Raw genomic sequence first — 24,686 nt, forward strand, 5'->3', positions numbered from 1 at the left:
TTCTGTTTGGTCTGTTGTTATCTCTTCTTGGACGATCACCTGGTTTAGAATCTCTTCTATTGTTGTTAAATTCTGGTCTATGTGCTGGTCTAGCTTGTTTTTCGTCTTTATTTACTTCTGTTGGAGCTGCTGGTGCTTGTTCACTAGTAGCTTCAACTGGTTTTTTTTCGTCTGCCATTTTCTCTTATCTCCTTTAACTAGAATTTCATACCGTTTTCTTTTGCAGCATCTGCAAATGCTTTTACTTTACCATGGAATAAGTAACCTCCACGATCAAATACTACATTACTAATTTTTTTTGCTTTTGCTTTGTCAGCAATATCTTTTGCAACAGCTTTTGCTGCTTCTACATTATTTCCATTTTTCAATCCCAATTTTACAGATGATGATGCAACTAATGTAACTCCTTTAGAGTCATCAATTATTTGTGCATAGAAGAAGGAATTTGATTTAAATACATTTAGTCTTGGTCTTTCGCTAGTTCCAGACACTTTAGCTCTTACTCTATAATGTCTTCTTTTTCTTGCTTCTGATTTAGTGTACTTCATGTTTATGTCTCCTTAGCAGCAAACTATTTACCAGCTGCTTTACCTTCTTTTCTAATGATTTTTTCATCTTTGTATTTAACCCCTTTACCTTTATATGGTTCAGGTCTTCTATACCCTCTTAATTTTGCAGCAACTTCACCAACTAATTGTTTGTTGATTCCAGATACTTTGATTTCTGTAGGTTTTGGGACTTCAATTGTAATTCCTTGTGGAATTGTGTATTCAACAGGATGTGAATACCCTAATGATAAGTTAACTTTGTTACCTGCTAATGCAGCACGATATCCAACCCCAACGATTTCTAATTCTTTAACAAATCCTTTGTCAACTCCTGTTAGCATTCCTTCTAACAATGAGTTTGTTGTTCCGTGTAATTGTTTTGTATGTTTAATTTCATTTTTACGGATAGTTTTAAGTTCGCTACCCTCAACTTTAATTTCGATTAATGGAGAAAATGTTTGAGTTAATTCTCCTTTTGATCCTTTAACTGTTACAACATTGTTTGCTTCTACTTTCACTTCTACTCCAGCAGGAATAGTTAATACTCTGTTTCCTATACGTGACATATAACTATCCTCCTATTATCAAACAAATGCAAGAACTTCTCCACCAGCATTTTGTTGGCGAGCTTCTTTATCTGTTAAAATTCCGTGTGAAGTAGATACAATAGCGATTCCTAATCCATTTAGTACGTTTGGAATATCACTTGCTTGAGAATATACTCTTAGACCAGGTTTTGAAATTCTTTTCAATCCCTTAATTACTCTTGTTTTACCTTTGTATTTTAAGCTAATTGTGATTTCTTTTTTAAAGTCTTGTGAAACTTTAAAATCTTCAATAAATCCTTCTTTTTTTAAGATATTTGCTATTTCTAGTTTAATTTTGCTTCCAGGAATTACAACTTCCTTGTGAAATCTTTGGTTAGCATTTCTTATTCTAGTTAGCATATCTGCGATTACGTCTGTTGTCATAACTATTTATTTCCTTTCACTATCATGATGCTTTCTTAATACCAGGTATTTGACCTTTGTATGCTAAATCTCTAAAGCATAGACGGCACAAATTGAATTTTCTCAAAACTGAGTGTGGTCTACCACAATTTCCACAACGTGTATATTCTCTAACTGTGAATTTCTGAACTTTAGCTTGTTTTACTTTAAGTGATTTCTTTGCCATTATTCTTTCTCCTACTTACTAAAGGGCATTCCCATTTTTTGGATTAATGCAAATGCATCTTCTCTATTGTTTGCTGTTGTAACGATTGTTATGTCCATCCCACGAATTTTTTTAACTTTATCATAGTCAATTTCTGGGAAAATGATTTGTTCTTTGATACCTAATGAATAATTTCCTTGTTTATCAAAACTTGTTTTTGGAACTCCTCTAAAGTCACGCACACGTGGTAACGCAACAGAAATTAATCTGTCAAGGAATTCATACATTCTTTTACCTCTTAAAGTTACTTTGGCACCAATTGGCATACCTTCACGTAATTTGAATGCGGCCAATGATTTTTTAGCTTTTGTAACTAATGGTTTTTGTCCAGTGATTAAAGCTAATTCTGCTACTGCATCATCTAATCTTTTTGAATCCTGAACAGCATCACCAATACCTTGGTTGATAACTACTTTTGTTATTTTTGGAACTTGCATAATTGATTTATATTGTTTTTCTTTAAATAGTTCTGGGATTATTTTTTCTTTGTAAAGTTTTTCTAATCTATTTTCGTTTGCTTTAGCTTTTGCCATTTTCAACTACCCTACTTCTATTTAAGATCAGCATTCGATTTTTTAGCGAATCTGATCTTTTTCCCGTCAACTACTTTATAACCAATTTTTGATGCATTTCCTTTGTTTTTTGGATCTTGAATAGCAACATTTGATCTATCAACAGAAACTGCGATTTCACGAATTCCACCTTCTTGATCTGTTTGAGATGGTTTGTGGTGTTTTATACCATTGATTCCCTCAACTCAAACTCTTGTTTTATCTTTTGATATTTTAGTAACTGGTCCAATTTTTCCTTTATGACTTCCTGCGATAACTTTTACAACGTCACCTTTAATAATTTTAGATTTCATCAAAGTTACCTCCTATAAAACTTCTGGAGCCAGTGATGCGATTTTTGCAAATCCTGCATCTTTGACTTCTCTAGCTATTGGACCGAAAATACGTGTTCCTCTTGGAGATTTATCATCTTTTACGATAACAGCTGCATTTTCTGAAAATTTAATATATGTACCATCAGGTCTTCTTAGACCTCTAACTGTTCTTACAATAACTGCTTTAACAACTTGCCCTTTTTTAACAGCTCCACCAGGAGTTGCTTGTTTAACTGTAGCCACAACTATGTCACCAATGTTTGTGAACTTTCTAACACTTCCACCTAAGTTTCTAATAACTAATATTTCTTTAGCACCTGAATTGTCGGCAATTTTTAATCTTGATTCATTTTGTATCATAACGCGTACCTCTCTTAATTAAATAATTGCTTTTTCAACGATTCTTACAAGTCTAAAGTTTTTAGTTTTACTCAATGGACGTGTTTCCATGATTTCAACCTTGTCTCCCATTTCTGCTTGACTGTTTTCATCATGTGCTTTGTATTTTTTTGAATACTTAACACGTTTTTTGTATGTTGGGTGGTTTTTGTATGTTTCCACTAATACAGTAATAGTTTTATCCATTTTATCAGATACAACTTTACCAATGTATGTCTTACGTAAGTGTCTTTCCATAATTATTTGGCTCCTTTATCGGTTTTTTTAACTGTTTTTTTGGCTTCTTGTTTTTTGCTAGTTTCTTCTAATTGTTTTTTAACTTCAGTTACATTTGATCCATATGTGTAAGTTTTAACTTGTTTTGGTTTTTTTGCTAATTTAAGTTCGATTCCTTCAATGTTTTCACCTTTAACAGAATCTATTTTAATTGTTTTTGTTTTTACTTCTCCAAGTGCTGCTTTACCTTTACCTGTTGCTTTTGCCTCACCTGTTTCAACTGAAACTGGTTCCTTATTTTCAACAGCTTTTGGTTTAGTAACTTTTGCAGTTGTTTTTCCATGTGGAACTTCTTTTGGTTCAACATCAGCTGCTTTTGCTTTTGGAGATTTAGCTTTTGCAGGTTCTTTTGTTAGTAATGGTTCAATTTTGTCATCACTAGAACTTGCTGCTTTTTTAGCACTTGCTGCAGGTTTAGCTGTTTTTGGAGCTGCTTCTTTTGTTGCTGTAGATTTAGCTGCCTTTGGAGCTGCTGCTTCTTTTGCAGGTTTTTCTTCTTTTACTGATTCAGATTTAGCTGGTTTTGATGCTGAAGCTGGTTTTTTAGCTTCTACTTCTACAACTTGGTTTGCTGAATTATCTTCTACAGATGCTGCTGCCATTGCTGCTGCAATTGCATCATTATCAAGAGCTGATCCTGCACCATATTGTTCTTGTTGCATTTTTTCAATCAACTCTCTTTGTTTTTTTCTAACTTCTTTTCCTGCTTGTTCAGCACTTTCAACAGCTTTTGCATAGTCTGGTTTAATAACTTTTGTTACAACTTCACCAGCTTTTGCTCTTTCTTTTAATAGTGTTTCGATACGTGCAATACTTCTTCTAAGAAGTTTGATTTTGTGAGTTTGTTCTAAACTACCAACTGCTGCTTGGAATTTTAAAGCAAATAACTCAGCTCTGTGATCTTCATATAATTTTTTAAGATCTTCAACTGACTTTTGTCTCAAATCCAACATTTGATCTGCTACTTTAGACATTATTCATCACCTCTCTTAACGATTTTGCAACGTATTGGCAATTTGTGCATTGCAAGACGAAGAGCTTCTCTAGCAGTTTCTTCAGCAACTCCTGCTATTTCAAACATGAATTGACCTGTTTTTACTACTGCTACTCAGTCTTCAGGTGATCCTTTCCCAGATCCCATACGTACTTCCAATGGTTTTTTAGTTTTTGCCATATGTGGGAAGATTCTAATTCAAACTTTTCCAAAACGCTTCATATAACGTGTCATAGCAATACGGGCTGCTTCGATTTGTCTTGAAGTAATTCAAGCACCATCTAAAGCCATTAATCCGTATTCACCAAAGGCGATAAATTTACCACCTTTTGCTTTTCCTTCGTAACTAACTCTGTGAGGACGACGGTATTTAACTCTTTTTGGCATTAACATAATTATTTAGCCCCCTTCACTGGTCTTCTATCGAATTTTCTTTCTGCTATAACTTTTGTTTTGTCTTGTGTTTGTTGTCCAGGTCTTCCTAAAATTTCACCGTGGTTAATTCAAACTTTAACCCCGATTTGACCATAAGTTGTTCTTGCTTCATATAGTGCATAATCAATATCACTTCTTAAAGTTGATAATGGTACTGAACCTTCTAAGTAACCTTCGGTTCTTGCCATATCAACTCCACCAAGTCTTCCTGAAACAGCAGTTTTAATTCCTTTTGCTCCAGCTTTTAATGCTTTTCTAATAGCTAATTTTTGAACTGTTCTAAATGAAGCACGATTTGTTATTTGTTCTCCAATAAATTGTGCAACTAATCTTGCATCAACATCTGGATTTTTGATTTCTATTACATTAACTTTTACTGCTGCTTTTCTATCTTTGATAGTTTTTCTAACAGTTAATACGATTTTTTCAACGTTTTTACCTTCTTGTCCAAGAACGATAGATGGACGAGCTGTACGAACGATAAGAACAATTTCTTTTTGAGTTCTTTCGATTTCAATTTTAGAAACTGCTGCATTTTTTAACTCTTTAAAAACAGCTTTTCTAATTTTAATGTCTTGGTGTAATCACTTAACATATTCACCTTTTTCGGCAAATCATCTATTATCTCAAGTTCTAATTATTCCAATACGTAACGCATTTGGAGATACTTTTTGTCCCATATTTGCTGTCCCTCTCTATCTTTGGTCACTCACAATAATTGTGATGTGACTTGTTCTTTTTAAAATTTCGTATGCTCTACCATGAGCTCTTGGTCTAAAACGTTTTAATGTTGGTCCTTCGTTTACATAAATTGTTTTAACGAATAATTGGTCAGCTTCCATACCATTGTTGTTAACTGCGTTAGCAACTGCTGAGTTTAATAATTTTAATACTGGTTCTGAAGATCTTTTATCTTGATTTTGAAGAATTGCTACTGCTTCTGAGATTTTTCTTGATCTGATTGAGTCTGCTACTAGTCTAACTTTTCTAGGTGATATTCTAATCATTGTTAATTTTGCTTTTGCTTCCATTTTTTACAACTTCCTTCTAATGATTATTTTTTCTTTTTCTTGTCATCACCGTGTCCACCAAACTTACGTGTTGGTGAAAATTCTCCTAGTTTGTGACCAACCATATCTTCAGTAACATAAACTGGAATAAAGTCTTTTCCGTTGTAAACACCAAATGTGTGACCTACAAATTGTGGGAAGATAGTTGATCTACGTGATCAAGTTTTAATAACTTCTTTTTTTTCTCCCATTGCATCCACTTTTTTTAATAAGTGGTCATCTGCAAATGGACCTTTTTTTAATGATCTTGCCATAAATTAACCTATCCTCCTATTTTGATGCATTTCTTCTTCTTACAATCAATTTGTTAGATGCTTTTTTCTTATCACGTGTTTTAACTCCAAGAGCTTTTTTACCTCATGGTGTTAATGGTGCTTTACGACCGATTGGAGCTCTACCTTCTCCCCCTCCGTGAGGGTGATCGATTGGGTTCATAACTGACCCACGAACTGTTGGTCTAATTCCTCTTCAACGGTTTCTTCCAGCTTTTCCTCAGTTAACTAATACATATTCTTCATTTCCAACTTCACCGATTGTTGCACGACATTCAGCAAGAATTTTTCTAACTTCTCCTGAACCTAAACGCACAATTACGTATTTTCCATCATCATCTTTACCTAAGATTTGAACTGAACTTCCTGCACTACGTGCAATTTGTCCACCTTTACCAGGTTTTAATTCTACATTGTGTATTAATGTTCCTTCAGGTATGTTTTTTAATGGTGCTGAGTTACCAACTTTGATATCAGCATTTTCACTTGCAACAATTTCTTGTCCAACTTTCATACCTTTTGCAAATAAGATGTATCTTTTTTCTCCATCAATGTAATTTACCAAACTAATGAATGCATTTCTGTTTGGATCGTATTCGATTGATGCAATTTTACCAACAACATCTAATTTATTTCTTTTGAAGTCGATAATACGATATTTTCTTTTGTGCCCTCCACCTTTGTGGCGAGTTGTGATTTGACCATGATTATTTCTTCCAGCCTTTTCATTAATCTTTGAAAGTAATGAAGATTCAGGCTTTGAAGTTGTAAGGATACTATAATCTAAGCTGGTCATATTTCTACGACCATTAGTCGTAGGCTTATATTTCTTGATTGGCATAATAATCCTCCTGTATCGCCTTTTAACTTACAATAACTGTGCTTAGCACTTTTCTATAAGTCAGATAAAATATCTAATTTTTCACCAGGTTTTAATTTGATGATTGCTTTTTTGTATTTGTTTGTTAATCCAACATATTTACCCATTCTCTTTTCTTTTCCATCATAATTAATAGTTCTAACTTTATCTACTTTTACTTGGAAAATTTCTTCAAATGTTTTTTTAATTTGTGTTTTGTTGGCTCTTCTATCCACGATGAATGTGTATGCTCCGTCTTGTTGACCAGCATATGTTTTTTCAGATAGTAATGGTTTTTTAATAACTTCTGTAATATGCATTAGGCATACACCTCCTCAATGTGTTTTACGGCTTCTTCTGTAACCACTAATTTAGTTGCATTCAATAAGTCATAAACATTCATTTTTTGGAAATCTAATGTTTTAACACCAGGAATATTTCCTGCTGATTTAACAACTAATTCTTCGTGTTCTCTTGTTACTATTAATGTTTTTTGATTATCAATTTCTACATTTTTCATAACGCTCAACATTCCTTTTGTTGATGGTTTTTCGAAGTTGAATTTGTCTAATATTACTAAATTTGCCTCTTTAGCTTTTAAGCTTAAAGCACTTCTGATAGCTAGTTGTCTAACTTTTCTATTAACTGCTTTTTTGTAATTTATGTTTGGTGTAGGTCCAAAGGCAATTCCCCCACCTCTTCATTGTGGAGCTCTAATTGATCCTTGACGGGCACGTCCTGTACCTTTTTGTCTTCAAGGTTTTCTTCCCCCACCTCTTACTTCTGCTCTTGTTTTAGTTTTTCTTGTTCCTTGTCTTAAAGCTGCTTGCTGTGAAATAACTGTATCAAAAATTGCTTGTTGATGTGGTTCAATTCCTCAAACTTTGTCATTAAGACTAATTTCTTTTACTAATGAACCTTGAACGTCTAGCACTTTTGCTTTCATGTCATTTTCCTCCAATTAATTATTCAGTTGGAGCTGCTTCTTTTGCTGGAGCAGCTTCTACTTTTGATCCGTTTCTCACTAACAATGATGCAGCTTGTGTATCTTTAATACCTTTAACATTTTGTTTAATAATTACAAAACCTTTTCTTGGACCTGGAACTGATCCTTTAACTAAAACTAAGTTTCTTTCGCTATCAACTTTGATAACTTCTAAATTTTGAATAGTCACTTGTTCATGACCCATATGTCCAGCCATTTTTTTTGACTTGAATATTCTGTTGATAATAGCTCCCATTGAACCAATTCCACGGTGATATCCAGATCCATGACCCATTGGTCCTCTTGAATAGTTGTGGCGTTTAATTCCTCCAGCAAACCCTTTTCCTTTTGAAACTCCTGTTACGTCGACAAATTCACCAGCTTGGAATACGTCGGCTGCTGTAAATTCAGCTCCCATTTCGTATCCGCTCATATCTCTGATTTCTTTTACGAAGCGCTTAGGTTCTGAGTTGGCTTTTTTAAAGTTACCCATATCAGGTTTGTTAATTAAGTTAGCTCTTTTGTCAATTGTTCCTAACTTCAAAGCATTATATCCGTCTTTTTCAACTGTTTTTACTTGTAAAACTTTGTTTGGTTCTACAGCAATAACGGTTACAGGGATAAGTTTTCCACTTTCGCTAAAAACTTGTGTCATCTCTAACTTACGTCCTAAGATTCCTTTCATGCGATATTTCCTCCTGCGTTAATATTTTTAAAATGATAATCATGTATATCTTGTTAAATAACTAAGATTTAATTTCGATACTTACACCTGTTGGCAATTGTACTCTTCTTAGTGAGTCCATTGTTTTTGGTGTTGGATCAATTATTTCAAGTATTCTTTTGTGTGTTCTCATTTCGAACTGCTCTCTACTGTCTTTGTATTTGTGAGTAGCTCTTAAAATTGTTATGATTTGTTTTTCAGTTGGTAATGGTATTGGTCCACGAACCTTTGCTGGCGCTGCTGCTTCAATGATTTTAGCAATTGATTGGTCAACAATGATGTGGTCATAACCTTTTATTTTGATTTTGATCTTTTCTTGAGCCATTTGGTCCTCCTTGCACGTTGACAACTCCTACCAGTGTGTTGTCCTTAAAAACACAAAATATACATGCTGATTTATTATCACATATAACATTTACCATTGCAATACTAAATTTAAAATATTTTTATGTCTTTGAAAATAAAAAAAGCATATTTTAAAAATGCTTTTTTTATAAAATAATCATTACTTTTTTGTAAAAATTTAAATTTAATAAAATTAAACTGTTCTTATTACTTTAGAAAAAACTTTGTCTTTTTCAGGATTTCCAACCAATTTATGACTTGATGTATCAAAAACTCCATTAATTTTTATAATATTTAGGCTAAATTCTTTTTCTCCTTTTTTACCTTTGATTGTTGGTAAATAAACCTCAATTATTTTTTGATTTTCATTAGATCCATTTGCTTTTTCACTACCTTTTAGTGATTTAGTTTCATTAAAAAATAATTTTAAATTACCTAAAATATCAAAGCCATCTACAACGTTTTCTTTATCTTCGATTAAAATTGGCACACCTTCTAACTTACCAAACAATTTTTTATCTTCTTTATCTTGATCATCATAATCTGAGTAATCTCTTACTAATGAATTATCCTTAGATAATGTGAAAGTTTCTTCTGCATCACCTGCATCATTAATAACTTTTACTTTTTCTGAATCTTTCAAAAAGGCAATTAAATCACTCTCTTTTTTAGAATCAGCATATGTTAATTCCTTTACTTGATCATATGTATAGGTAACTTCTACAGATCCTGTAAATTTTTGTGAATCAGTTTTTGCTTTGATTTTAGCTTTTGATGCTGTTGCAGAACCATCAAATTCCACATCACTACTTGTTAGACCATAACTTGCGTTTTTTTCATTGATTTTTTCAACAATTAAACTTAATGATGGTGTTTCTTCACTACTTGAAAATAAACCTAAATCTTTATTTGTTAACTTGCTTAAATCGGTTTTTGTTGTTGTGTTAGTATCTTTACCTGTATCCTCAGTTTTTTGTGCAGGATCATTTGTTTTACATGAAACTGCAACTACACTACTTGATGCAACTAATCCAGTTGCTGCTAATAAGCTTAATAACTTTTTCATATAATATTTCCCTCCCATTGTTGCTAAACAACAATTTCATTATAAAAAAATTAAATTATTTTTCAATATTTTAAATTTATTTTTATTCACCTTGTTGAGTATAATCAAAAACTAACTGAATATAGTTTGTATATGGTGAATCATAATTATAAGTTGCTATTAATATTGGATTTGTATATTCTTCTGGATCATAGTAATCAAGAGTAACATCATTTTTTGTTAATTGATATTTTTTAGTTTTTTCATTAGTATTTCAAGCATTTAAAATGATATCTAAATTTTCATGTTCTTCAGTTCCATTTAAATCACCTAGATCAACAATCGCTGTATCACTTATATCTTGGTATAGGTTTACTCTTTGACACTCCACATGAACTATTTTTTCTAAGCCTGCATATTTTAGTAAAATACTTGCATCAAAATGAATTCTTTCAATTTCATTTTGTTCATTTGCAATATACTTTTGTAAAGCAATTGTAATTTTGTAATTACCTTTGTCATCAATTTTTTCAACTGATTCAATTTTTAAGCATTTTGCATCTCTATCATCATTTGGAATAACCGCTTGTAAAGCATCTGTTGTATTTGGGTTATTTATTTTAATGTTAAATGTTCTTTTTTCAAATACCTTAACATCAACATTTATCTCTCCATTATCAAAACTTGGTTGAATTTTTGTGTAATTGTAAGTAAATTCAACACTACCTTTAATTTTGACAGATGTTGAGAGTGCTTCAATTTTTGCTTGAGTTGCTGTTGGATCACTTGAAAATTTTACTTCATCAACAGTAAAGTACTCTTTTTTGTTAACTTCTAAAACTTTTGATAATATGTCTCCAAGAGTTGGTGCATCACTATGACCACTAATATTCCCTAAATTTTTATTGGGAATAGTTGATATATCAAATCTTTTATCAGTATTGCTTTCTGCTGTTGGTGGTTTTTGATTACCATTATTTGGGGGTTGTTGATTTTTGTCAGTAACATTTGATTCTGTTGATTGTGTATTACAAGCAACGGTATTGTAAGCTGCTATAGTAAATATAGTAGCTAAATTTAAATTTACTAATATTTTTTTCATACTTCCTCCTTCTAATTTTGATACTTTTTATTATATAAAATTTTTTTAAAATGTAAAACTAAAATGTTTAGTCTATTATTGACAATATTTATTTTTTTTTTAAAAAAACACTTATAATATAAATGCTTAGATATTATTAGAAAGGACTTATCAAAATGAATGGATTAGCTAGAGGTGGCATCATCGTAGGAATAGTTGGATCTGCAATCACTATGTTTAGTGTTCTGGTTCAAGTAATTATATATACAGTGCTTTATAAATTCTTGAATGTAAATTATGATAAAACAACTGTTATTGCAGTTAGTGTTGTTGCATTTATTGTTGCAATAACAATTATAATTTTAGGAAGTATTACTTTAACTAAAAAAACTGAGGCTTTAAGAATATCTTTTGGTATTGTTTGTTTAGTGGCAGTATTTATAGCATGATTTGCTTATTACTTCCCTGCTATATTTTTATTACTTGGTGGAATTTTAACATTATGTGGAAAAATAGAAAATAAAAATTAATTGGCTTTAAATAAATTAAAAATAATTTTTAAACTTTTCTTCATTTTTAAAAAAAACACTTATAATATAGGTGTAACTATTGTGGTTAGTAGAAAGGTTTCAGATAAAATGAACGGATTAGCAAAAGGTGGTTTAATAACTGCATTTGTGGGTGCGGGAATTTGTTGCTTAGGAGCAATTATAATTTTTGCAAGTACTTCTACAATTGTGGCGTTATTTGGCTCATCAATAACAACATCAACAATCACAATCCTAGGAGTATTAATATTAATATTTCCATTATTAATAATTATTCTAGGTTCTGTAGCTATGGTTAAAAAAAGCAATGGTTTAAGAATAGCTTGTGGTGTTTTATGTTTTGTAGCAATTTTCTTTGCATGAGTTGCTTATTTTGTACCAGCATTATTATTTTTAATTGGTGGAATCTTAACGCTTTGTGGAAAAGCAGAATAAATAAAAATGATTATTTAATTATAAAATTAAAAATAGCCTTCTTTAGAGCTATTTTTCTTTTATTTAATATCATCAATTGTTAAATCTTTTTTATCTTTACCATCAAATCAAGTATCTTGAATTAAGTTATAAATCATTTTACCTGCATATTGATGTACATATCTTGTTGGGTGAACTTCATCAATGAAGAAAAAGTCATCAATTGAGTTATTTTCATGTCCTTTTACAGGAAAATTAGATTGAACAGCAACATTTGGATCTTCTCCGTTTGCTGTATCTCATCCATAGTTATTATTTAAATTAACTTCTTTGTTAAATTTTGTTTTATATAAAGCTGCATAATCTGTTTTTAAGGTACTAAATGTTGAATATAAATCATAGAAGGCAATATGGTTAGCATATTTTTCATCTAATTTTTTATATACATTTAAAGTTGCATTATACAAATAATCATCTAAACCAGTGTGAACAATATCTTTTAAGCCTGCCGCTTGCTTTGAAAGGTCTGTAACTTCACCATCTTCACCTAATTGTGCACCCAAAAAGTTTGGAATATATCTCATATCTGGTGAGTTCATATAAACAACATTAGCTCCAGTTTCTAAAATATTTGTAAGAGCTGTATTTAAATTTGTTGCTGCTTTGTCTGCTACATTTTTAAAAGCTTTCATCGCTTTATCCATACCTTGACTAAACAATGCAAGCGCTTGAGAAATCCCTTCTAAAAAGTCATTCCCACCTATTTCAAGAAAAACTAAATCTTTATCTGATAAAGTATGATCTCTAATTAATGCTTTTGATTGGGAAATGATATCAACTTTCATAGGAACATCTTTTACACCTGCTTTTGAAAATGTAAAACTAATATCATCAGAAGCCTTTGCCCCTCCAACAGCATAATTTCTTCCTTTATCCCCTTCTTGATTCAATAATTCTCCACCTGGTTTCATAGGGTCATCAAACCCTAAGTATTTGTTAACTCATTCAACAGCTGGAATACCATTTGTAAATGAAGGATACTTATTTTCAAAATATGGTGATTTAAAGCTACCACCAAATTCTTCTTTATAAGTTGTATTTCCTGGATTTTGCTTGTCTATAATTGTTTGTGCTATATTTTGAAATCCCCCAGCATCACTCAAACTATCACCCAAACCATAAAAATGCTCAAACTTTGCTCGTTCATTTGTGTGTGTAGTATCTTCTTTGTTACATGAAATAACAGTTAAAGAAACATTCGAAGAGACTAAAACTGTTGCTAAAAAATTTAGTAATTTATTCATTTTTTCCCCCTTGTTTATCTAATGATATCAATTATTCTAGTAACTCTTTTTATTTAAAAAATCCTTTACAAAATTAAAAAAGTTTTTATACTAATTATTAGAAGATATTGACTAAATAACCAAAAAAAATATAAGACTTATAAGTGGAGTGAGTATATGGAGAATAAACAGTGTTTGGTTACAAAAAATAATCACTATGAAGTTTTAACAGTTATTATTTTTTTAACTTATTTTTTGGTTATAATGAGCCTTACAATTTTTTTAATTTCTTATAGTTTGAGCTTTAATTTTAATAATTCAACTATTTCAGATAATGCAAGGTTTTATGTGATGCTTATAAATATTGTTTTTATAATAGGATTTACTAGTTTTATGTTAAGGGGATATGCACCAGAAAAATTAAGATATGTTTTTTGACTACATAACATGTTATTTTTCTTAACAATTTATTGAGAATATTTATATTGAAAATATAAAAAAGTTTATTGTAAAAGATCATATGAAATCTTGAACTTTATTGATAATGCCCTACTAACTTTAAATATCTTTTTATTTATCAATTTTGCAATTTTGAGCTTTAATGACGTAACTTACAAAGTTAACTTTTTTGCTAAAACAATTAAAAATGGTTCTCCAATAAGTGATGCTTCAAGATTTTATTGTGAATTTCTGCTAGTTATAATCAACTGTATATTGATTATTCCAACATTTTTTGGCTGAATTTATTTAGTAATAACAAGATATGTAAGAATAAATAACAAATATTTGAATTGAGCTTTTTTATGTTTAACTGGATTGTCAATTATTTCTTATACTTATAGCAAAAACACGTTTTTACCAATTCTTGGTGATGTTACAAACCAAAAAACTACTAAAAATCTTAATATTTCTTTACTTAGTTTTACAATATTATTAGTTGTAACATTTGTGCCTTTAGGACTGTTTATTTAATTTTAACTTTTTAACACTTTTTTATAAAAAGTCATTATAATTAAAAAAAAAGGAAATATATGAAAAAATCTGTGAATAAAAAAAGAATTTTATTTTCTATACTATTATCACTAGTTGTAATATATTTTTTAAATGTCGTTTTTGAGATAAACATTAATGTTGCAAATATTTTAAATATAATTGAACACTTAAATAATATTGTGTTAATTAGTTTTGTTGTATTATATAGTTCATTTGTATTTTGAAAATTTTCTAAATTAGTAAAAACTCTTAATAAATATAAAACAAGTTCTTTTAATAACTTTAAAGTTTCAACTCTTATCTATGAAAACCTAAGTTTGCTAAAAAGTTACTTATTAATATCAAGTCCAATTTTGTTGATAAAATTATCTGATTTTTTTGTTATCTACAATATTGATAGAAACTTCGATTTATTTGTATCAATTTGTCTATTAGTAACAATAATTTTACTTTTAAATCTAACAACTTTTTCAATAATAATTGCGACATTATTTTTATGTAAAATTCATAAAATCATTTTAGTTAATAGCTCATTTGAAATAGAGTACTTGAACATTTTATTGGATCAATTTTACATCGATGAGCAAAGAAAATATGAATTCAAATTGACTTGATTTGAATCTATTTTAATGTCTGTTTTTTTTACTTTTAAATTGGAAACTAGCCAAAAAGTTTTTAAAATTCTTAATGATATAAATCGAGATAACAAGAAGGCGACCTGCCCACCTCTTTTTTTAGTATAGTTTTTATTTAAAAAAATATATTAAAAAAGGAGAAAAAAGAAATGAAAAAATTATTAAGCTTACTAGCTGCAACTGGATTAGTTGCATCAAGTAGTTCTTTTGCTGTTGCATGTAAAAAAGATAATCTAAACGAAAGTAACAATGATGTAGAAAAAAAAGATTTAGAAACAATTACAAATAAGGATTTAGGAGAAATAACTGGGGTTGGTGATGCTCCAAATCTTTCAGATATTTTATATATGTTAAATTCTAAAAACTCTGATTTAAAAGCGACTGATGCTGATGTAGAACTTGATGGAACACCAACAACTACTGCTGCAAAAATTAAAGCAAAAAGTGATTCTAAAAAATTTAGCGGAAGTGTTGATGTTAAATATACATATAAAAAAGTAGCCAATACAATCAAAGATTTAGGAACAATTACAAATAAGGATTTAGGAGAAATAACCGGAGTTGGTGATGCTCCAAATCTTGAAGATATTTTGTCTGTTTTAAATTCTAAAAACTCTGATTTAAAAGCTACCAATGCCGATGTAGAACTTGATGGAACACCAACAACTGCTGCTGCAAAAATTAAAGCAAAAAGTGATTCTAAAAAATTTAGCGGAAGTGTTGATGTTAAATATACATATAAAAAAGTAGCACAACAAAGTCTGAATAATATTAAAGTCAAAGAGTTGGGTGATATTATCGGAACCAAAGATTTAGATACATTTGTTACACTAGCTGAAATTGTAACTGCTATAAATAGTAAAAATTCAGGTTATGGATTAATTGACGATGATATAGAGTTTGTAGGAATTCCTACAAAAAAAGAAGCGAATATCAAAGCTAGTCATACATCAACTAAATTTACTGGTACTGCAAAAGTTACATTTAATTTTAGAGTAAGTTTTAACGTGTCAACATTAGAAGATGTTATCAATGATAAAGGGTTAGGAAGCGCCGCAAGACCAAACAAACTTAATGTTGGTTTCTTAATGGTTCCTGGATATGACCAACAATCAATTATGACAGGTTTTCAAAGTTTTGTAGTGCCTTTACTTGAGAAAGCTGCCATGCTAGGAATATCAATTACATTTGATCAAATACAAACAGTTTCTAATATAGAATTTTTAGATGCTGATGGAAATAAAGTAAGTGATACATCTGGTAATACAGTTATTAATTCAATCAAATTAAGTGCAAAAGCTGGTAAAGAAAATTCGCTAGATGGAGTGCATATTAGAGGAGAAGGAAATATCAAACTTAAAAAACAAAAATCAGCAAGTGATTTAATCAAAGAAACAAACTTAGGTGAAATTGCACCTGTTGATAATAGTGCTTATATGATAGGTAAAGCTATATTAGAAGCCTTTTTAAGCAAAAATAATATAAATGATAAAAACTTAAAAAATCAATTTGGAGTAACAAATGTTCAAAAAACTAGCGCTGTTATTAAAACTGTTTTTAATTCAGACTATTCTGCAGGTAAAAACGGAGTAAATGTATCATTTACAATTCAAGAAAAAGAGTCTAGCGATAGAGTTGATTGAGATTTATCAAAAATGTCATCTAAAATTGAGCCAAGTGTTACTATAACTTCAACAAACAAAGGAGCTACTTTGTATAAAGAATTATTTGATTCTTTAACTGACACTAAAAATCAATTTTCGGAATATTGAGTGGGACCTTATTTAGATGGTTTTGAAGATCCAATGGGAGATATGTATTTTATCTTTGATAGTCAACCAGAAGATGAAGATAACTATATTGGAGCCGGAACTGTATCTTCATCAGACTTTTTAAGAAAATTTGATACAATATTTGATATAAATATTGATAGTGCAAGTACTAAAATAACATTGACAGTTAAATCAGGGAAAGAAAATTTTGCTGATGGTTTTTTAGTAAAGGGAACTCTAACATTTAAATACACTACAAAATAATATATAAATAAAGTGTTTAATTATTCAACTTCTAAATTTAAAACATATTTTTTAAAAAATGAGTCTTATTCTAGACTCATTTTTTAATCTAAATTATTTTTAAACAATTTATTACTTATAAAAGTATTTTTTATTTTTTAAAACAACTTTTAAAAAATAACTTTAAATTTTTGCACAAAATAAATGTTATATAATCTTTAAAAGCGAAAGGTGATTGTATGAGTTTTATTAAACCAAAAAAATTGAAAACTAAACTGTTATGTTATTGCTTTTTAGCAATCATGATTTTTTATGTTTTAGGCGATGCAAGTTTTTTTGATAAAATACTAACTTCGCTTATTATGGCTTTGGATTTGTATACCCTTATATTTGTATTTAAACAAATAGATTATAAAAATAATATTGTGTCAAAAGTCTTTAATTATCAAGATAAAGAAACAACAGCACTAACATTACCAAAGTTTGTTTCTTATTGTTTAATAATTACTGGCTGATATCTTTTTATTCTATATTTTTTCTTGATTCTAAAAAACATTCTTTCACAAGTCTTAGATTTTGGAATTGAAGCTACAAATTACATTTTACTAATAATTTTTGTTATCATCACATTAATTGCAATTATAGTTGTTTTTAATTACTTAAATTTCAGTTTTAAAAAATGATTTATAAAACTTAAAAATATATCAAAAAAACTTTTTATAATATTTAAACCCCAAAATTTAGTAATCTTATTTAAAAAACTCAAGATTTTGGCACATATGAATTATATTTATAAACGTTACAAACTAATAAAAATTGAAAAATTAGCTAATGAGGATGACTACATATCTTAATTTTTTATAAAAATTACATTTAAAAAATTAAGAGGTGATCAAATGTTTAAGAAACAAAAATTCAATTTTCTGTATTTAGTATTTTTTCAAATAAAAAAATACTGACTATTATTTTTAGTTACAACTTTTTTCGCTTGTTTAACTATTGTTTCAGCTCTATCAATGAGCATAGATGAACAAGATGCATATGATTTTGTTTATCACAATGTATTGACAACAAATATGATTATTACATTCGTAATGATGTCTGTCCAATCTTATTATTTATTTTTTAAAAACCTTAAAAGAAAAAAATATCAAATTTTTTTATTAACTCATATGACTAAATCTAGTTTATTTTTTACAAACTATTTTGTTTTAGCATTAATGAATTTAGTTCACTTAATATTAAACATTATTATTTGTTCCATATATGTTAACATCAATTTTTTTGGAGATGTGGTTGATTTAGGAAAAATAATTATAGAATTAATCATTATTTGATTTATAGTTTTTTCATTAACAATTCTTGGAATATGCTTTTTGTACTTGTTGGCTGAAGTATATAACCACCATATATTTTGGTATATTGTAATAGTTTTTGCTTTTTGTATTTTACATCAAGTATTGTTAAGACAATTACAAAGTAAAAAGTTAAATAGTGTTTCATGATTTTCATATTTATCACCATATGGAATTTTAAATATAGATGATTTGAAAACATGATCGATAAGACTAATAATTCCAATAATTATTTCAATAACTTCATTAGTTGGAACAACTTTTTTTGCTAAATATTTAAATAGCAAACTAAATTATTAGAAAGGAAAATTTTATGATAGATTATAAAAATGCAACCCTGATGTATACACAAAGCACAGGGATAAAAGATATAAATATAAAAATTAATAAAAATGAAAAAGTGGCAATCATCGGTCCCAATGGTAGTGGTAAATCAACTTTTTTAAGAATGACACTTGGTTTTTCACCAAAATATAAAGGAGAAGTAACAATCAATGATGTTTCAAATCGTGCTAATAAATTTAATTTAGATAATGTGGGATATGTTTCTAGTGAAGACTTATTTCCTCCTTTTGGAAAAGTAAAAAATATTATAAAAATTTATGAACAACTAAACTCACATAAAGAAAATCAAATTAAAAGAGTAGCTAATTACTTTGATTTAAATCTTGGAGAAACTAAAAGTTTTAGATCATTATCAACAGGAATGAACCAAAAAGTTAAATTATGCCTAGCTTTTGGTTTTGAAAATGACATTTACATACTTGATGAACCAACAAATGGTTTAGATACAGTTATGAGAGAAAAGTTAATAAGATATATGGATACACAATTGGAAAACAAAACAATTTTATACTGTACACATATTTTTGAAGAAATAACAGATTTTTTCGATAGACTACTAATTATAAAAGACAACATAATTAAAAAAGACATTAAAATAGATAGTAACACTGACATAAAAAAAGAATTTTACGAAGTATATGGATCACAAATTGAAAACTTCTAATTTAGTAAATTGAAACATTGTCAGATATGTTACATTTAAAAATTGGAAAGTTTCATTAAGTATGTTGATAGTATGTCCAATTATTATTTTGTTTTATGATTTGCTTTTTATAGGTTTGCTTAATATACCAGTTGTAACTGATGTATATTTAAGTTTAATATTCTTTTGTGTATTAGTCGATTTTTCAGTAATTTGTTTTTATAATTGATTTTGAGATTATAAACAAAAAAGATATCAAATCATTTTAATGACAAAAACAACTAAAAAAACTATTTATTTTTCAAACTTAATTCATATATTATTGTATTTTGTTTTTGTACTTTTATATTATTTTATAATAATGTTAGTAACTGAGTTTTTATCAGGGTTAGTAATAAACAATTTTTCATCTTTGAATGCTGGAATTTTGCTTTATGCTTTATTTTCAAAAATGACATTTGCATTAGCTCTGGTTTTACTTGGTATAACAATATCTCTTTTACTTTTTGAAAAATTTAAATATGCATTTATTGCCTACATTTGTGTTTTGTTTTTGTATGATTTTATATTAGGTATATTTTCATCAAAACTTGGTAATTTTAGTGTTTTAAACGTTTCTGCTGAATACAAATATTCTTATTCAGCAGAAAATAGTTGAAAACAATTTTATAATTTAATTATTATTGGTTTATTGCTACCAACAACTATTATTTCAATAAACTATTTAATCAAAAAAATTAGCGTTTAATTATTTTTTAAAGTAGATAATCAAAACCTTCATATAAATATATGAAGGTTTTTTGTATTTTAAATATATTTTCACTAATTAAATTTTACTAATTATCTTTATAATTAATTTTTTAAAATTTTCTTCTGATTTATTCGCAGTTTCAATAACTTCACTATGACTTAATTTTCCACCAAGTCCTGCTGCCTTATTTGTGATAAGGCCAATTGCTAGAACTTTTATACCTGCATGATGAGCAACAATTGCTTCAGGAACAGTCGACATTCCAATTGCATCTGCTCCAAGTATTTTATATGCTCTAATTTCAGCGGGTGTTTCATACATTGGGCCTTTAAAATAAGCATATATTCCTTCTTTTAAATTTATATTCACTTCTTTTGCACTACTTTTAGCTATACTTTGTAATTCTAAATTATATAGTTCAGTCATGTCAGGAAAACGAGTTCCAAATTCTTCATAGTTTTTTCCTCTTAGTGGTGAAGGACAAAACATTCCAATTTGATCTTTGATAAGCATCAAATCACCTGGATTTAGAAAATCACCAATGCCCCCACAAGCATTAGTTAAAATTAGTTTTTTAACTTTTAGACTAGCAATTATTCTAATTGGAAATACAACCTCATCCATTTCATAACCTTCATAGTAATGAAATCTCCCTTTAAATATTAAGATTGTTTTTTCTTTATATTTGGCAAATATTATTTTTGAATCATGTCCAATAACATCACTTACTTTGAAGTTCGGTATATCGTTATATGAAATTTCTTTTAACACTTCTAAGTCATCAACAAGATTTGATAAACCGCTTCCTAAAACAATTGCTAAATCAATATTTTGATCAAATTGTGATTTTAAATATTTTACAGTTTCATTAATTTTATTCATTTTATTTTTCCCCTATTTTATTTTTTATAAAACTACCTATACAATTATACTATTAATTAAGCTTGAATTTTAAAATGAAAAATAGCCTTTGGCTATTTTGTTAAATCAAAAACAATTCTTTGATGTAATTTATTTTGATCCATTAACTCGAAGAACTCTTCTGCTTTTTCAATTGGTTCAACTCTTAAATCTGGATTAACTTTTTTATCATATAAAGCTTGTAAAGATTCAATTAAATCTTGTCTTGTTCCAATCAATGAACCATAAACTGTTTTTTGTCCAAGTGTTACATCTAGAATATCGACAGGTAGTTTTCCAACAGGTAAACCAATTGAACATAATTTCCCAATTTTTCCCAAGTTTCTATATGCCATTTCAAATTGAGGTAAGGTTGAACTAGTCACCATTGCTAAATCAAGACCTTGATTGTTTGTGAAATCTTGAATCATTTTATCAACATCCTGAGTTTTTCAATTTATTACTAAATCAGCCCCTTTTTCTTTTGCTATTTGTAAACTACCTTCATTAGATCCAACCGCAATTACTTTCATACCAAAAACATTTTTAGCATATTCAATTGCGACATTTCCTAATCCACCGATTCCAAAGATAGCGACTGTATCTCCTGCAATGGGATTTGCTAATTTAAATCCTTTATATACTGTAATACCAGCACATGTGATAATGCAAGCTTGAGGTAAATTAACATCTTTTGGCAACTTGATGCTAAATTTTGCTTTTTCAACTGTGTAATCTTGCATTGTCCCATAACCACGAGCACCTGTAAATATGACTTCGTCACAAAATACTTCTTCTCCCCTTTTACAATATTTACATTCTCCACAAGCCCCTCTTAATCCGGCTGGACCTGCAACATAATCTCCTACTTTAAGGTCGCTCACTTTTGCTCCAACCTCAACAACTTCGCCAACTGATTCATGACCAACACTACGATAAACTTTAGAACCCCATTCACCTTTTGCTGAACTTAAATCACTATGACATAAACTACAATATAAAGTTTTTACTAAAACTTCATCATCACCTATTTTTGTTGGTTTTTCAACATTTATTAATTCAACCACTTTTCCTGGTTTATCACTTGAAAATACTGCTCTCATAATTCCTCCTTAAGGACTTAGTCCTAAGATAATGTTAAAACATTAACCCAGGGTTAATGCAAGCAAAATATAAAAAAGTTTTAGTTTTTTTGGATTTTATCTTTGTAATATCCTATTTTATAATCTAGAAATTCTAATTGTTTTGCTAAAAAATCTATTTCTTTTTTCACAACTTCTTTTTGTTTAACTATCATTTCCATTCTTAATCTCATTGTCGTATCTCCTTTAAGAGCTAACTCGATGTATTTTTTAATATCTGATATTGACATTCCGGTTTTTTTTAAGCAAATTACAACATCAAATCAATAAATATCTTTTTCATAGACAAATCGATAGTTATTTTGGTCTCTTTGCATATGTGGAATTAGTCCTTTTTTTTCATAAAATCTAATTGAGTTTTCAGATAAATCGAATTTTTTAGCAATTTCACTAACATATAATTTTTTTTGTTCCATACTTTCTCCTTAGTTCTTTTTATGATTTTATTATATTTTAATTTACCACTAAAAATAAAATAGTTAATTTTTTTTTATTGAAAAAATATTATAATAATAATAATAATTAATAAATTAATCAGAAGGGAATCATTATATGAAAAAATTATTATGAATGCTTATGTCATTTACAGTTATTTTAGATAGTGGTTCTTTGGCGATTTCATGTATTAATAATTCAAAAAAAATCGATCTAGCATCAATTGGAGAAGAAGATTTAAATTTAGTTGCGGATTCAAAAACAAGAACAGCATCAGAGAGAGCTGTTGTTAAAAAAATAAAAGAAATGTATGGTATTGATGTTTATAAAAATTTAGATTTCACTGATGAATATAATCTAAATGAAGATTTTACTAGTGGAACATTAGAGGTTATTGCATTAGAAAATAGTAATAAATTGATGGGTTCTGTAACATTTAAATTAGTTTTTAATTCTAATTATAAATTTGATCTAAAAGACATTATTGAAACAAAAAGTTTGGGAAACATAATCGGTTCTGGTCAAACCCCTTCAATCTATGATTTATTATTAGCTACCAGCAATAAGAATAGTATGTTCAAATTATCATCTGAAGATATAGAAATTGATGGCAATCCTACAACTACAAATGCAACATTAAAAGCAAAAAGTGTTTCAAAAAAATATGTAGGTAGCTGTGAAGTAACATATAATTATAAAAGCGATCACATATCTGATAATGATTTAGCAAAAATAAAAGACATCGATAAAATTTTGAGACCAAGTGATAATGAAGAAAACGCGGCCAAAAACGAAGCACAAAAAGTAATTGATAATTATTTTAGTAATATTGAGATTAATACAGATTATGAATTACTTGATTTTAAAGAAGCAAAATCTTCTGAATTAGATGGTTCAATTGTAGCTAAAGCTAAAAGTGATAGTGAAAAAGTTATAGGATCAGTAACGTTTATAGTCAAATATGTAGAAAAAGATGATAGACCATCCTTAAAATCATTAACACTAAGCGAGCTACAAATTGAGCCAAAAGAAAATAAACAAGATAGTGCACAAACTTTAATTTTAGAATTGTTAAAGAAAAAATGAAACATAGAGAACTTACAATTAGATAAAGATATAACATTTACAGATTATAAAGCCCCAACAGCAAGCGATTATGGAAGGATTTATGCACAATCTTTAACAGATAGCACCTTAATTCGAGATGCAGTATATTTTAAAATTAAATTTTATGATGATAGAAAAAAACTTTCAGATATAGCTGAAAAAGATTTAATAATAACACCAAAAAAAGACAATACTGAATCTGCAGTGAAAGAGACTGCTTTAGAACAAATAAATACTAAATTGGGTTTTAATGATAGCGAAACAAAGTTAGAAGAAGTAAAACACATAACATTTAGTAATTTTACAGATGCTAAACCCGATGTTCCTGGACAAATAATGGCAAAAGCTGTTGATGGTAATAAATTTGTATCTGGATATGCAACTTTTACTGTAAATTATTTTGACAATAGAATAGATTTAAGCAGTATAAGTGTTGATGATGCAAAAATAAGACCTGACAATAATAAAGAAGAAACTGTAAAATCTGAATTAATTAATTGGATCAATAATAAGTACAAAATAAGTATTAGTGAATCAGAAGATATAGATTTTAGTGAGTTTGAAGAAGCTAAAGAAACCAGTAAACCAGGATCAATAAAAATTACAGCAAAAAACTCAAGTACGAAAGTTAAAGGTTCAATCAAATTTACTTTAACATATATGGATCCATCAATTAAAAGTTTAAAAGATATAACAAACACTATTTTAGAACCTAAGGATAATGCCAAACCATCAATAATAAAAGCCGCCAATTCTGCTATCAAGGCCTTTTGCTCATCTGCTGTTGAAAATACAGACTATTATTTAGACCATTATGATGGAGCTAGTGATGGTGTCGATGGAAAAATAGAGGCTTTTGCAAAACCTACAAGTAAATATTTAAAAAAATCAGTTACATTTACTTTTAAATTTGTTAAATAAAATAATTTTTTTTAAAACTTGCTTTAACAAGCAAGTTTTTTTATAAGTGGTATCATTAAAATATA

33 protein-coding genes and 1 pseudogene are annotated in these 24,686 nt (G+C 28.7%); 10 read left to right on the forward strand and 24 right to left on the reverse strand.

What is annotated here, in order from left to right:
- Positions 1 to 197: 197 nt before the first annotated feature.
- The 20 genes and pseudogenes from rplR to SHELI_RS04500 form a co-directional block, all read right to left on the reverse strand.
- Positions 198 to 548: a 50S ribosomal protein L18 gene (gene rplR, locus SHELI_RS04405; protein ID WP_069117031.1), complete on the reverse strand. Its 351-nt coding sequence runs from the start codon at positions 546 to 548 to the stop codon at positions 198 to 200.
- A gap of 23 nt (positions 549 to 571) precedes the next feature.
- On the reverse strand, positions 572 to 1,114 hold the full coding sequence (gene rplF, locus SHELI_RS04410) for a 50S ribosomal protein L6 (protein ID WP_069117033.1): 543 nt from the start codon (positions 1,112 to 1,114) through the stop codon (positions 572 to 574).
- Between the two features lie 15 nt (positions 1,115 to 1,129).
- Positions 1,130 to 1,519, reverse strand: a complete 390-nt coding sequence (gene rpsH / locus SHELI_RS04415; RefSeq protein ID WP_069117034.1) for a 30S ribosomal protein S8 — start codon at positions 1,517 to 1,519, stop codon at positions 1,130 to 1,132.
- Between the two features lie 19 nt (positions 1,520 to 1,538).
- Positions 1,539 to 1,724, reverse strand: coding sequence for a type Z 30S ribosomal protein S14 (locus tag SHELI_RS04420; protein ID WP_069117036.1), 186 nt, complete (start codon positions 1,722 to 1,724; stop codon positions 1,539 to 1,541).
- 11 nt (positions 1,725 to 1,735) lie between these two features.
- Positions 1,736 to 2,296 (reverse strand): 50S ribosomal protein L5, encoded by a 561-nt coding sequence (gene rplE / locus SHELI_RS04425; RefSeq protein ID WP_069117038.1) that lies wholly within the window; start codon positions 2,294 to 2,296, stop codon positions 1,736 to 1,738.
- A gap of 17 nt (positions 2,297 to 2,313) precedes the next feature.
- Positions 2,314 to 2,628 (reverse strand): 50S ribosomal protein L24, encoded by a 315-nt coding sequence (rplX, locus tag SHELI_RS04430; RefSeq protein ID WP_198146091.1) that lies wholly within the window; start codon positions 2,626 to 2,628, stop codon positions 2,314 to 2,316.
- Positions 2,629 to 2,640: 12 nt separating this feature from the next.
- Entirely contained in the window at positions 2,641 to 3,009 is a 369-nt protein-coding gene (gene rplN, locus SHELI_RS04435; protein ID WP_069117042.1) for a 50S ribosomal protein L14, read from the reverse strand.
- Between the two features lie 18 nt (positions 3,010 to 3,027).
- The gene (gene rpsQ / locus SHELI_RS04440) at positions 3,028 to 3,288 is read right to left on the reverse strand and encodes a 30S ribosomal protein S17 (RefSeq protein ID WP_069117044.1); all 261 of its coding nucleotides are present in this window, start codon (positions 3,286 to 3,288) and stop codon (positions 3,028 to 3,030) included.
- A gap of 617 nt (positions 3,289 to 3,905) precedes the next feature.
- A pseudogene (gene rpmC, locus SHELI_RS06275) lies at positions 3,906 to 4,298 on the reverse strand (50S ribosomal protein L29); the annotation flags it as partial.
- Positions 4,298 to 4,711: a 50S ribosomal protein L16 gene (gene rplP / locus SHELI_RS04450; protein ID WP_069117047.1), complete on the reverse strand. Its 414-nt coding sequence runs from the start codon at positions 4,709 to 4,711 to the stop codon at positions 4,298 to 4,300. The pseudogene rpmC and the gene rplP, both read right to left, overlap by 1 nt.
- Positions 4,712 to 4,713: 2 nt before the next feature.
- Positions 4,714 to 5,433, reverse strand: a complete 720-nt coding sequence (gene rpsC, locus SHELI_RS04455; protein WP_069117048.1) for a 30S ribosomal protein S3 — start codon at positions 5,431 to 5,433, stop codon at positions 4,714 to 4,716.
- A 15-nt stretch (positions 5,434 to 5,448) separates the two neighbouring features.
- Positions 5,449 to 5,784 (reverse strand): 50S ribosomal protein L22, encoded by a 336-nt coding sequence (rplV, locus tag SHELI_RS04460; RefSeq protein ID WP_069117050.1) that lies wholly within the window; start codon positions 5,782 to 5,784, stop codon positions 5,449 to 5,451.
- A gap of 23 nt (positions 5,785 to 5,807) precedes the next feature.
- Positions 5,808 to 6,077, reverse strand: coding sequence for a 30S ribosomal protein S19 (rpsS, locus tag SHELI_RS04465; RefSeq protein WP_069117052.1), 270 nt, complete (start codon positions 6,075 to 6,077; stop codon positions 5,808 to 5,810).
- 16 nt (positions 6,078 to 6,093) lie between these two features.
- Positions 6,094 to 6,936, reverse strand: coding sequence for a 50S ribosomal protein L2 (gene rplB, locus SHELI_RS04470; protein ID WP_069117053.1), 843 nt, complete (start codon positions 6,934 to 6,936; stop codon positions 6,094 to 6,096).
- A 53-nt stretch (positions 6,937 to 6,989) separates the two neighbouring features.
- Positions 6,990 to 7,274 (reverse strand): 50S ribosomal protein L23, encoded by a 285-nt coding sequence (gene rplW / locus SHELI_RS04475; RefSeq protein ID WP_069117055.1) that lies wholly within the window; start codon positions 7,272 to 7,274, stop codon positions 6,990 to 6,992.
- Entirely contained in the window at positions 7,274 to 7,900 is a 627-nt protein-coding gene (gene rplD, locus SHELI_RS04480) for a 50S ribosomal protein L4 (RefSeq protein WP_069117057.1), read from the reverse strand. Before rplD ends, rplW begins: the two co-directional genes overlap by 1 nt.
- A gap of 19 nt (positions 7,901 to 7,919) precedes the next feature.
- Entirely contained in the window at positions 7,920 to 8,624 is a 705-nt protein-coding gene (rplC, locus tag SHELI_RS04485) for a 50S ribosomal protein L3 (protein WP_069117058.1), read from the reverse strand.
- A 61-nt stretch (positions 8,625 to 8,685) separates the two neighbouring features.
- Positions 8,686 to 8,988: a 30S ribosomal protein S10 gene (rpsJ, locus tag SHELI_RS04490; protein WP_069117061.1), complete on the reverse strand. Its 303-nt coding sequence runs from the start codon at positions 8,986 to 8,988 to the stop codon at positions 8,686 to 8,688.
- 213 nt (positions 8,989 to 9,201) lie between these two features.
- Complete coding sequence (locus SHELI_RS04495; RefSeq protein ID WP_069117063.1) at positions 9,202 to 10,074, reverse strand: lipoprotein; 873 nt, start codon at positions 10,072 to 10,074, stop codon at positions 9,202 to 9,204.
- Between the two features lie 82 nt (positions 10,075 to 10,156).
- Positions 10,157 to 11,155 (reverse strand): hypothetical protein, encoded by a 999-nt coding sequence (locus SHELI_RS04500; RefSeq protein WP_069117065.1) that lies wholly within the window; start codon positions 11,153 to 11,155, stop codon positions 10,157 to 10,159.
- 155 nt (positions 11,156 to 11,310) lie between these two features.
- Between SHELI_RS04500 and SHELI_RS04505 the strand changes: the two genes are divergently transcribed.
- Both SHELI_RS04505 and SHELI_RS04510 read left to right on the forward strand, forming a co-directional pair.
- Positions 11,311 to 11,664, forward strand: coding sequence for a hypothetical protein (locus SHELI_RS04505; protein ID WP_069117068.1), 354 nt, complete (start codon positions 11,311 to 11,313; stop codon positions 11,662 to 11,664).
- 81 nt (positions 11,665 to 11,745) lie between these two features.
- The gene (locus SHELI_RS04510; RefSeq protein ID WP_157087592.1) at positions 11,746 to 12,117 is read left to right on the forward strand and encodes a hypothetical protein; all 372 of its coding nucleotides are present in this window, start codon (positions 11,746 to 11,748) and stop codon (positions 12,115 to 12,117) included.
- Positions 12,118 to 12,176: 59 nt separating this feature from the next.
- On the opposite strand, the gene SHELI_RS04515 is transcribed toward SHELI_RS04510, so the two are convergent.
- Complete coding sequence (locus SHELI_RS04515; RefSeq protein WP_069117072.1) at positions 12,177 to 13,400, reverse strand: SGNH/GDSL hydrolase family protein; 1,224 nt, start codon at positions 13,398 to 13,400, stop codon at positions 12,177 to 12,179.
- 156 nt (positions 13,401 to 13,556) lie between these two features.
- On the opposite strand from SHELI_RS04515, the gene SHELI_RS04520 reads away from it, so the two are divergent.
- The 7 genes from SHELI_RS04520 to SHELI_RS04550 all read left to right on the forward strand — a co-directional run bounded on the left by SHELI_RS04520 (position 13,557) and on the right by SHELI_RS04550 (position 20,113).
- On the forward strand, positions 13,557 to 14,351 hold the full coding sequence (locus tag SHELI_RS04520; protein WP_069117074.1) for a hypothetical protein: 795 nt from the start codon (positions 13,557 to 13,559) through the stop codon (positions 14,349 to 14,351).
- Positions 14,352 to 14,410: 59 nt separating this feature from the next.
- The gene (locus SHELI_RS04525) at positions 14,411 to 15,115 is read left to right on the forward strand and encodes a hypothetical protein (protein ID WP_069117075.1); all 705 of its coding nucleotides are present in this window, start codon (positions 14,411 to 14,413) and stop codon (positions 15,113 to 15,115) included.
- A gap of 41 nt (positions 15,116 to 15,156) precedes the next feature.
- Positions 15,157 to 17,043, forward strand: a complete 1,887-nt coding sequence (locus tag SHELI_RS04530; protein ID WP_069117076.1) for a lipoprotein — start codon at positions 15,157 to 15,159, stop codon at positions 17,041 to 17,043.
- 218 nt (positions 17,044 to 17,261) lie between these two features.
- Positions 17,262 to 17,876 carry a hypothetical protein gene (locus SHELI_RS04535; protein WP_069117078.1) on the forward strand — a complete coding sequence of 205 codons (615 nt, stop codon included), beginning with the start codon at positions 17,262 to 17,264 and terminating at the stop codon, positions 17,874 to 17,876.
- Positions 17,877 to 17,918: 42 nt separating this feature from the next.
- Positions 17,919 to 18,677, forward strand: coding sequence for a hypothetical protein (locus tag SHELI_RS04540; protein ID WP_069117080.1), 759 nt, complete (start codon positions 17,919 to 17,921; stop codon positions 18,675 to 18,677).
- 13 nt (positions 18,678 to 18,690) lie between these two features.
- Positions 18,691 to 19,386, forward strand: a complete 696-nt coding sequence (locus tag SHELI_RS04545; protein ID WP_069117081.1) for an ATP-binding cassette domain-containing protein — start codon at positions 18,691 to 18,693, stop codon at positions 19,384 to 19,386.
- The gene (locus SHELI_RS04550) at positions 19,361 to 20,113 is read left to right on the forward strand and encodes an ABC transporter permease (protein WP_069117082.1); all 753 of its coding nucleotides are present in this window, start codon (positions 19,361 to 19,363) and stop codon (positions 20,111 to 20,113) included. Before SHELI_RS04545 ends, SHELI_RS04550 begins: the two co-directional genes overlap by 26 nt.
- A 78-nt stretch (positions 20,114 to 20,191) precedes the next feature.
- Here the strand turns inward: SHELI_RS04550 and SHELI_RS04555 are convergent, their stop codons facing one another.
- The 3 genes from SHELI_RS04555 to SHELI_RS04565 form a co-directional block, all read right to left on the reverse strand.
- Entirely contained in the window at positions 20,192 to 20,998 is an 807-nt protein-coding gene (locus SHELI_RS04555; protein WP_069117083.1) for a purine-nucleoside phosphorylase, read from the reverse strand.
- Positions 20,999 to 21,090: 92 nt separating this feature from the next.
- Positions 21,091 to 22,119 carry an alcohol dehydrogenase catalytic domain-containing protein gene (locus SHELI_RS04560; RefSeq protein WP_069117084.1) on the reverse strand — a complete coding sequence of 343 codons (1,029 nt, stop codon included), beginning with the start codon at positions 22,117 to 22,119 and terminating at the stop codon, positions 21,091 to 21,093.
- Positions 22,120 to 22,199: 80 nt separating this feature from the next.
- Complete coding sequence (locus tag SHELI_RS04565) at positions 22,200 to 22,574, reverse strand: MerR family transcriptional regulator (RefSeq protein ID WP_069117087.1); 375 nt, start codon at positions 22,572 to 22,574, stop codon at positions 22,200 to 22,202.
- Between the two features lie 136 nt (positions 22,575 to 22,710).
- Between SHELI_RS04565 and SHELI_RS04570 the strand changes: the two genes are divergently transcribed.
- Entirely contained in the window at positions 22,711 to 24,621 is a 1,911-nt protein-coding gene (locus SHELI_RS04570) for a hypothetical protein (protein ID WP_069117090.1), read from the forward strand.
- The last annotated feature ends 65 nt before the right edge of the window (positions 24,622 to 24,686 follow it).

The organism is Spiroplasma helicoides, assembly GCF_001715535.1.
Taxonomy (GTDB): Bacteria; Bacillota_I; Bacilli_A; order Mycoplasmatales; family Mycoplasmataceae; genus Spiroplasma_A; species Spiroplasma_A helicoides.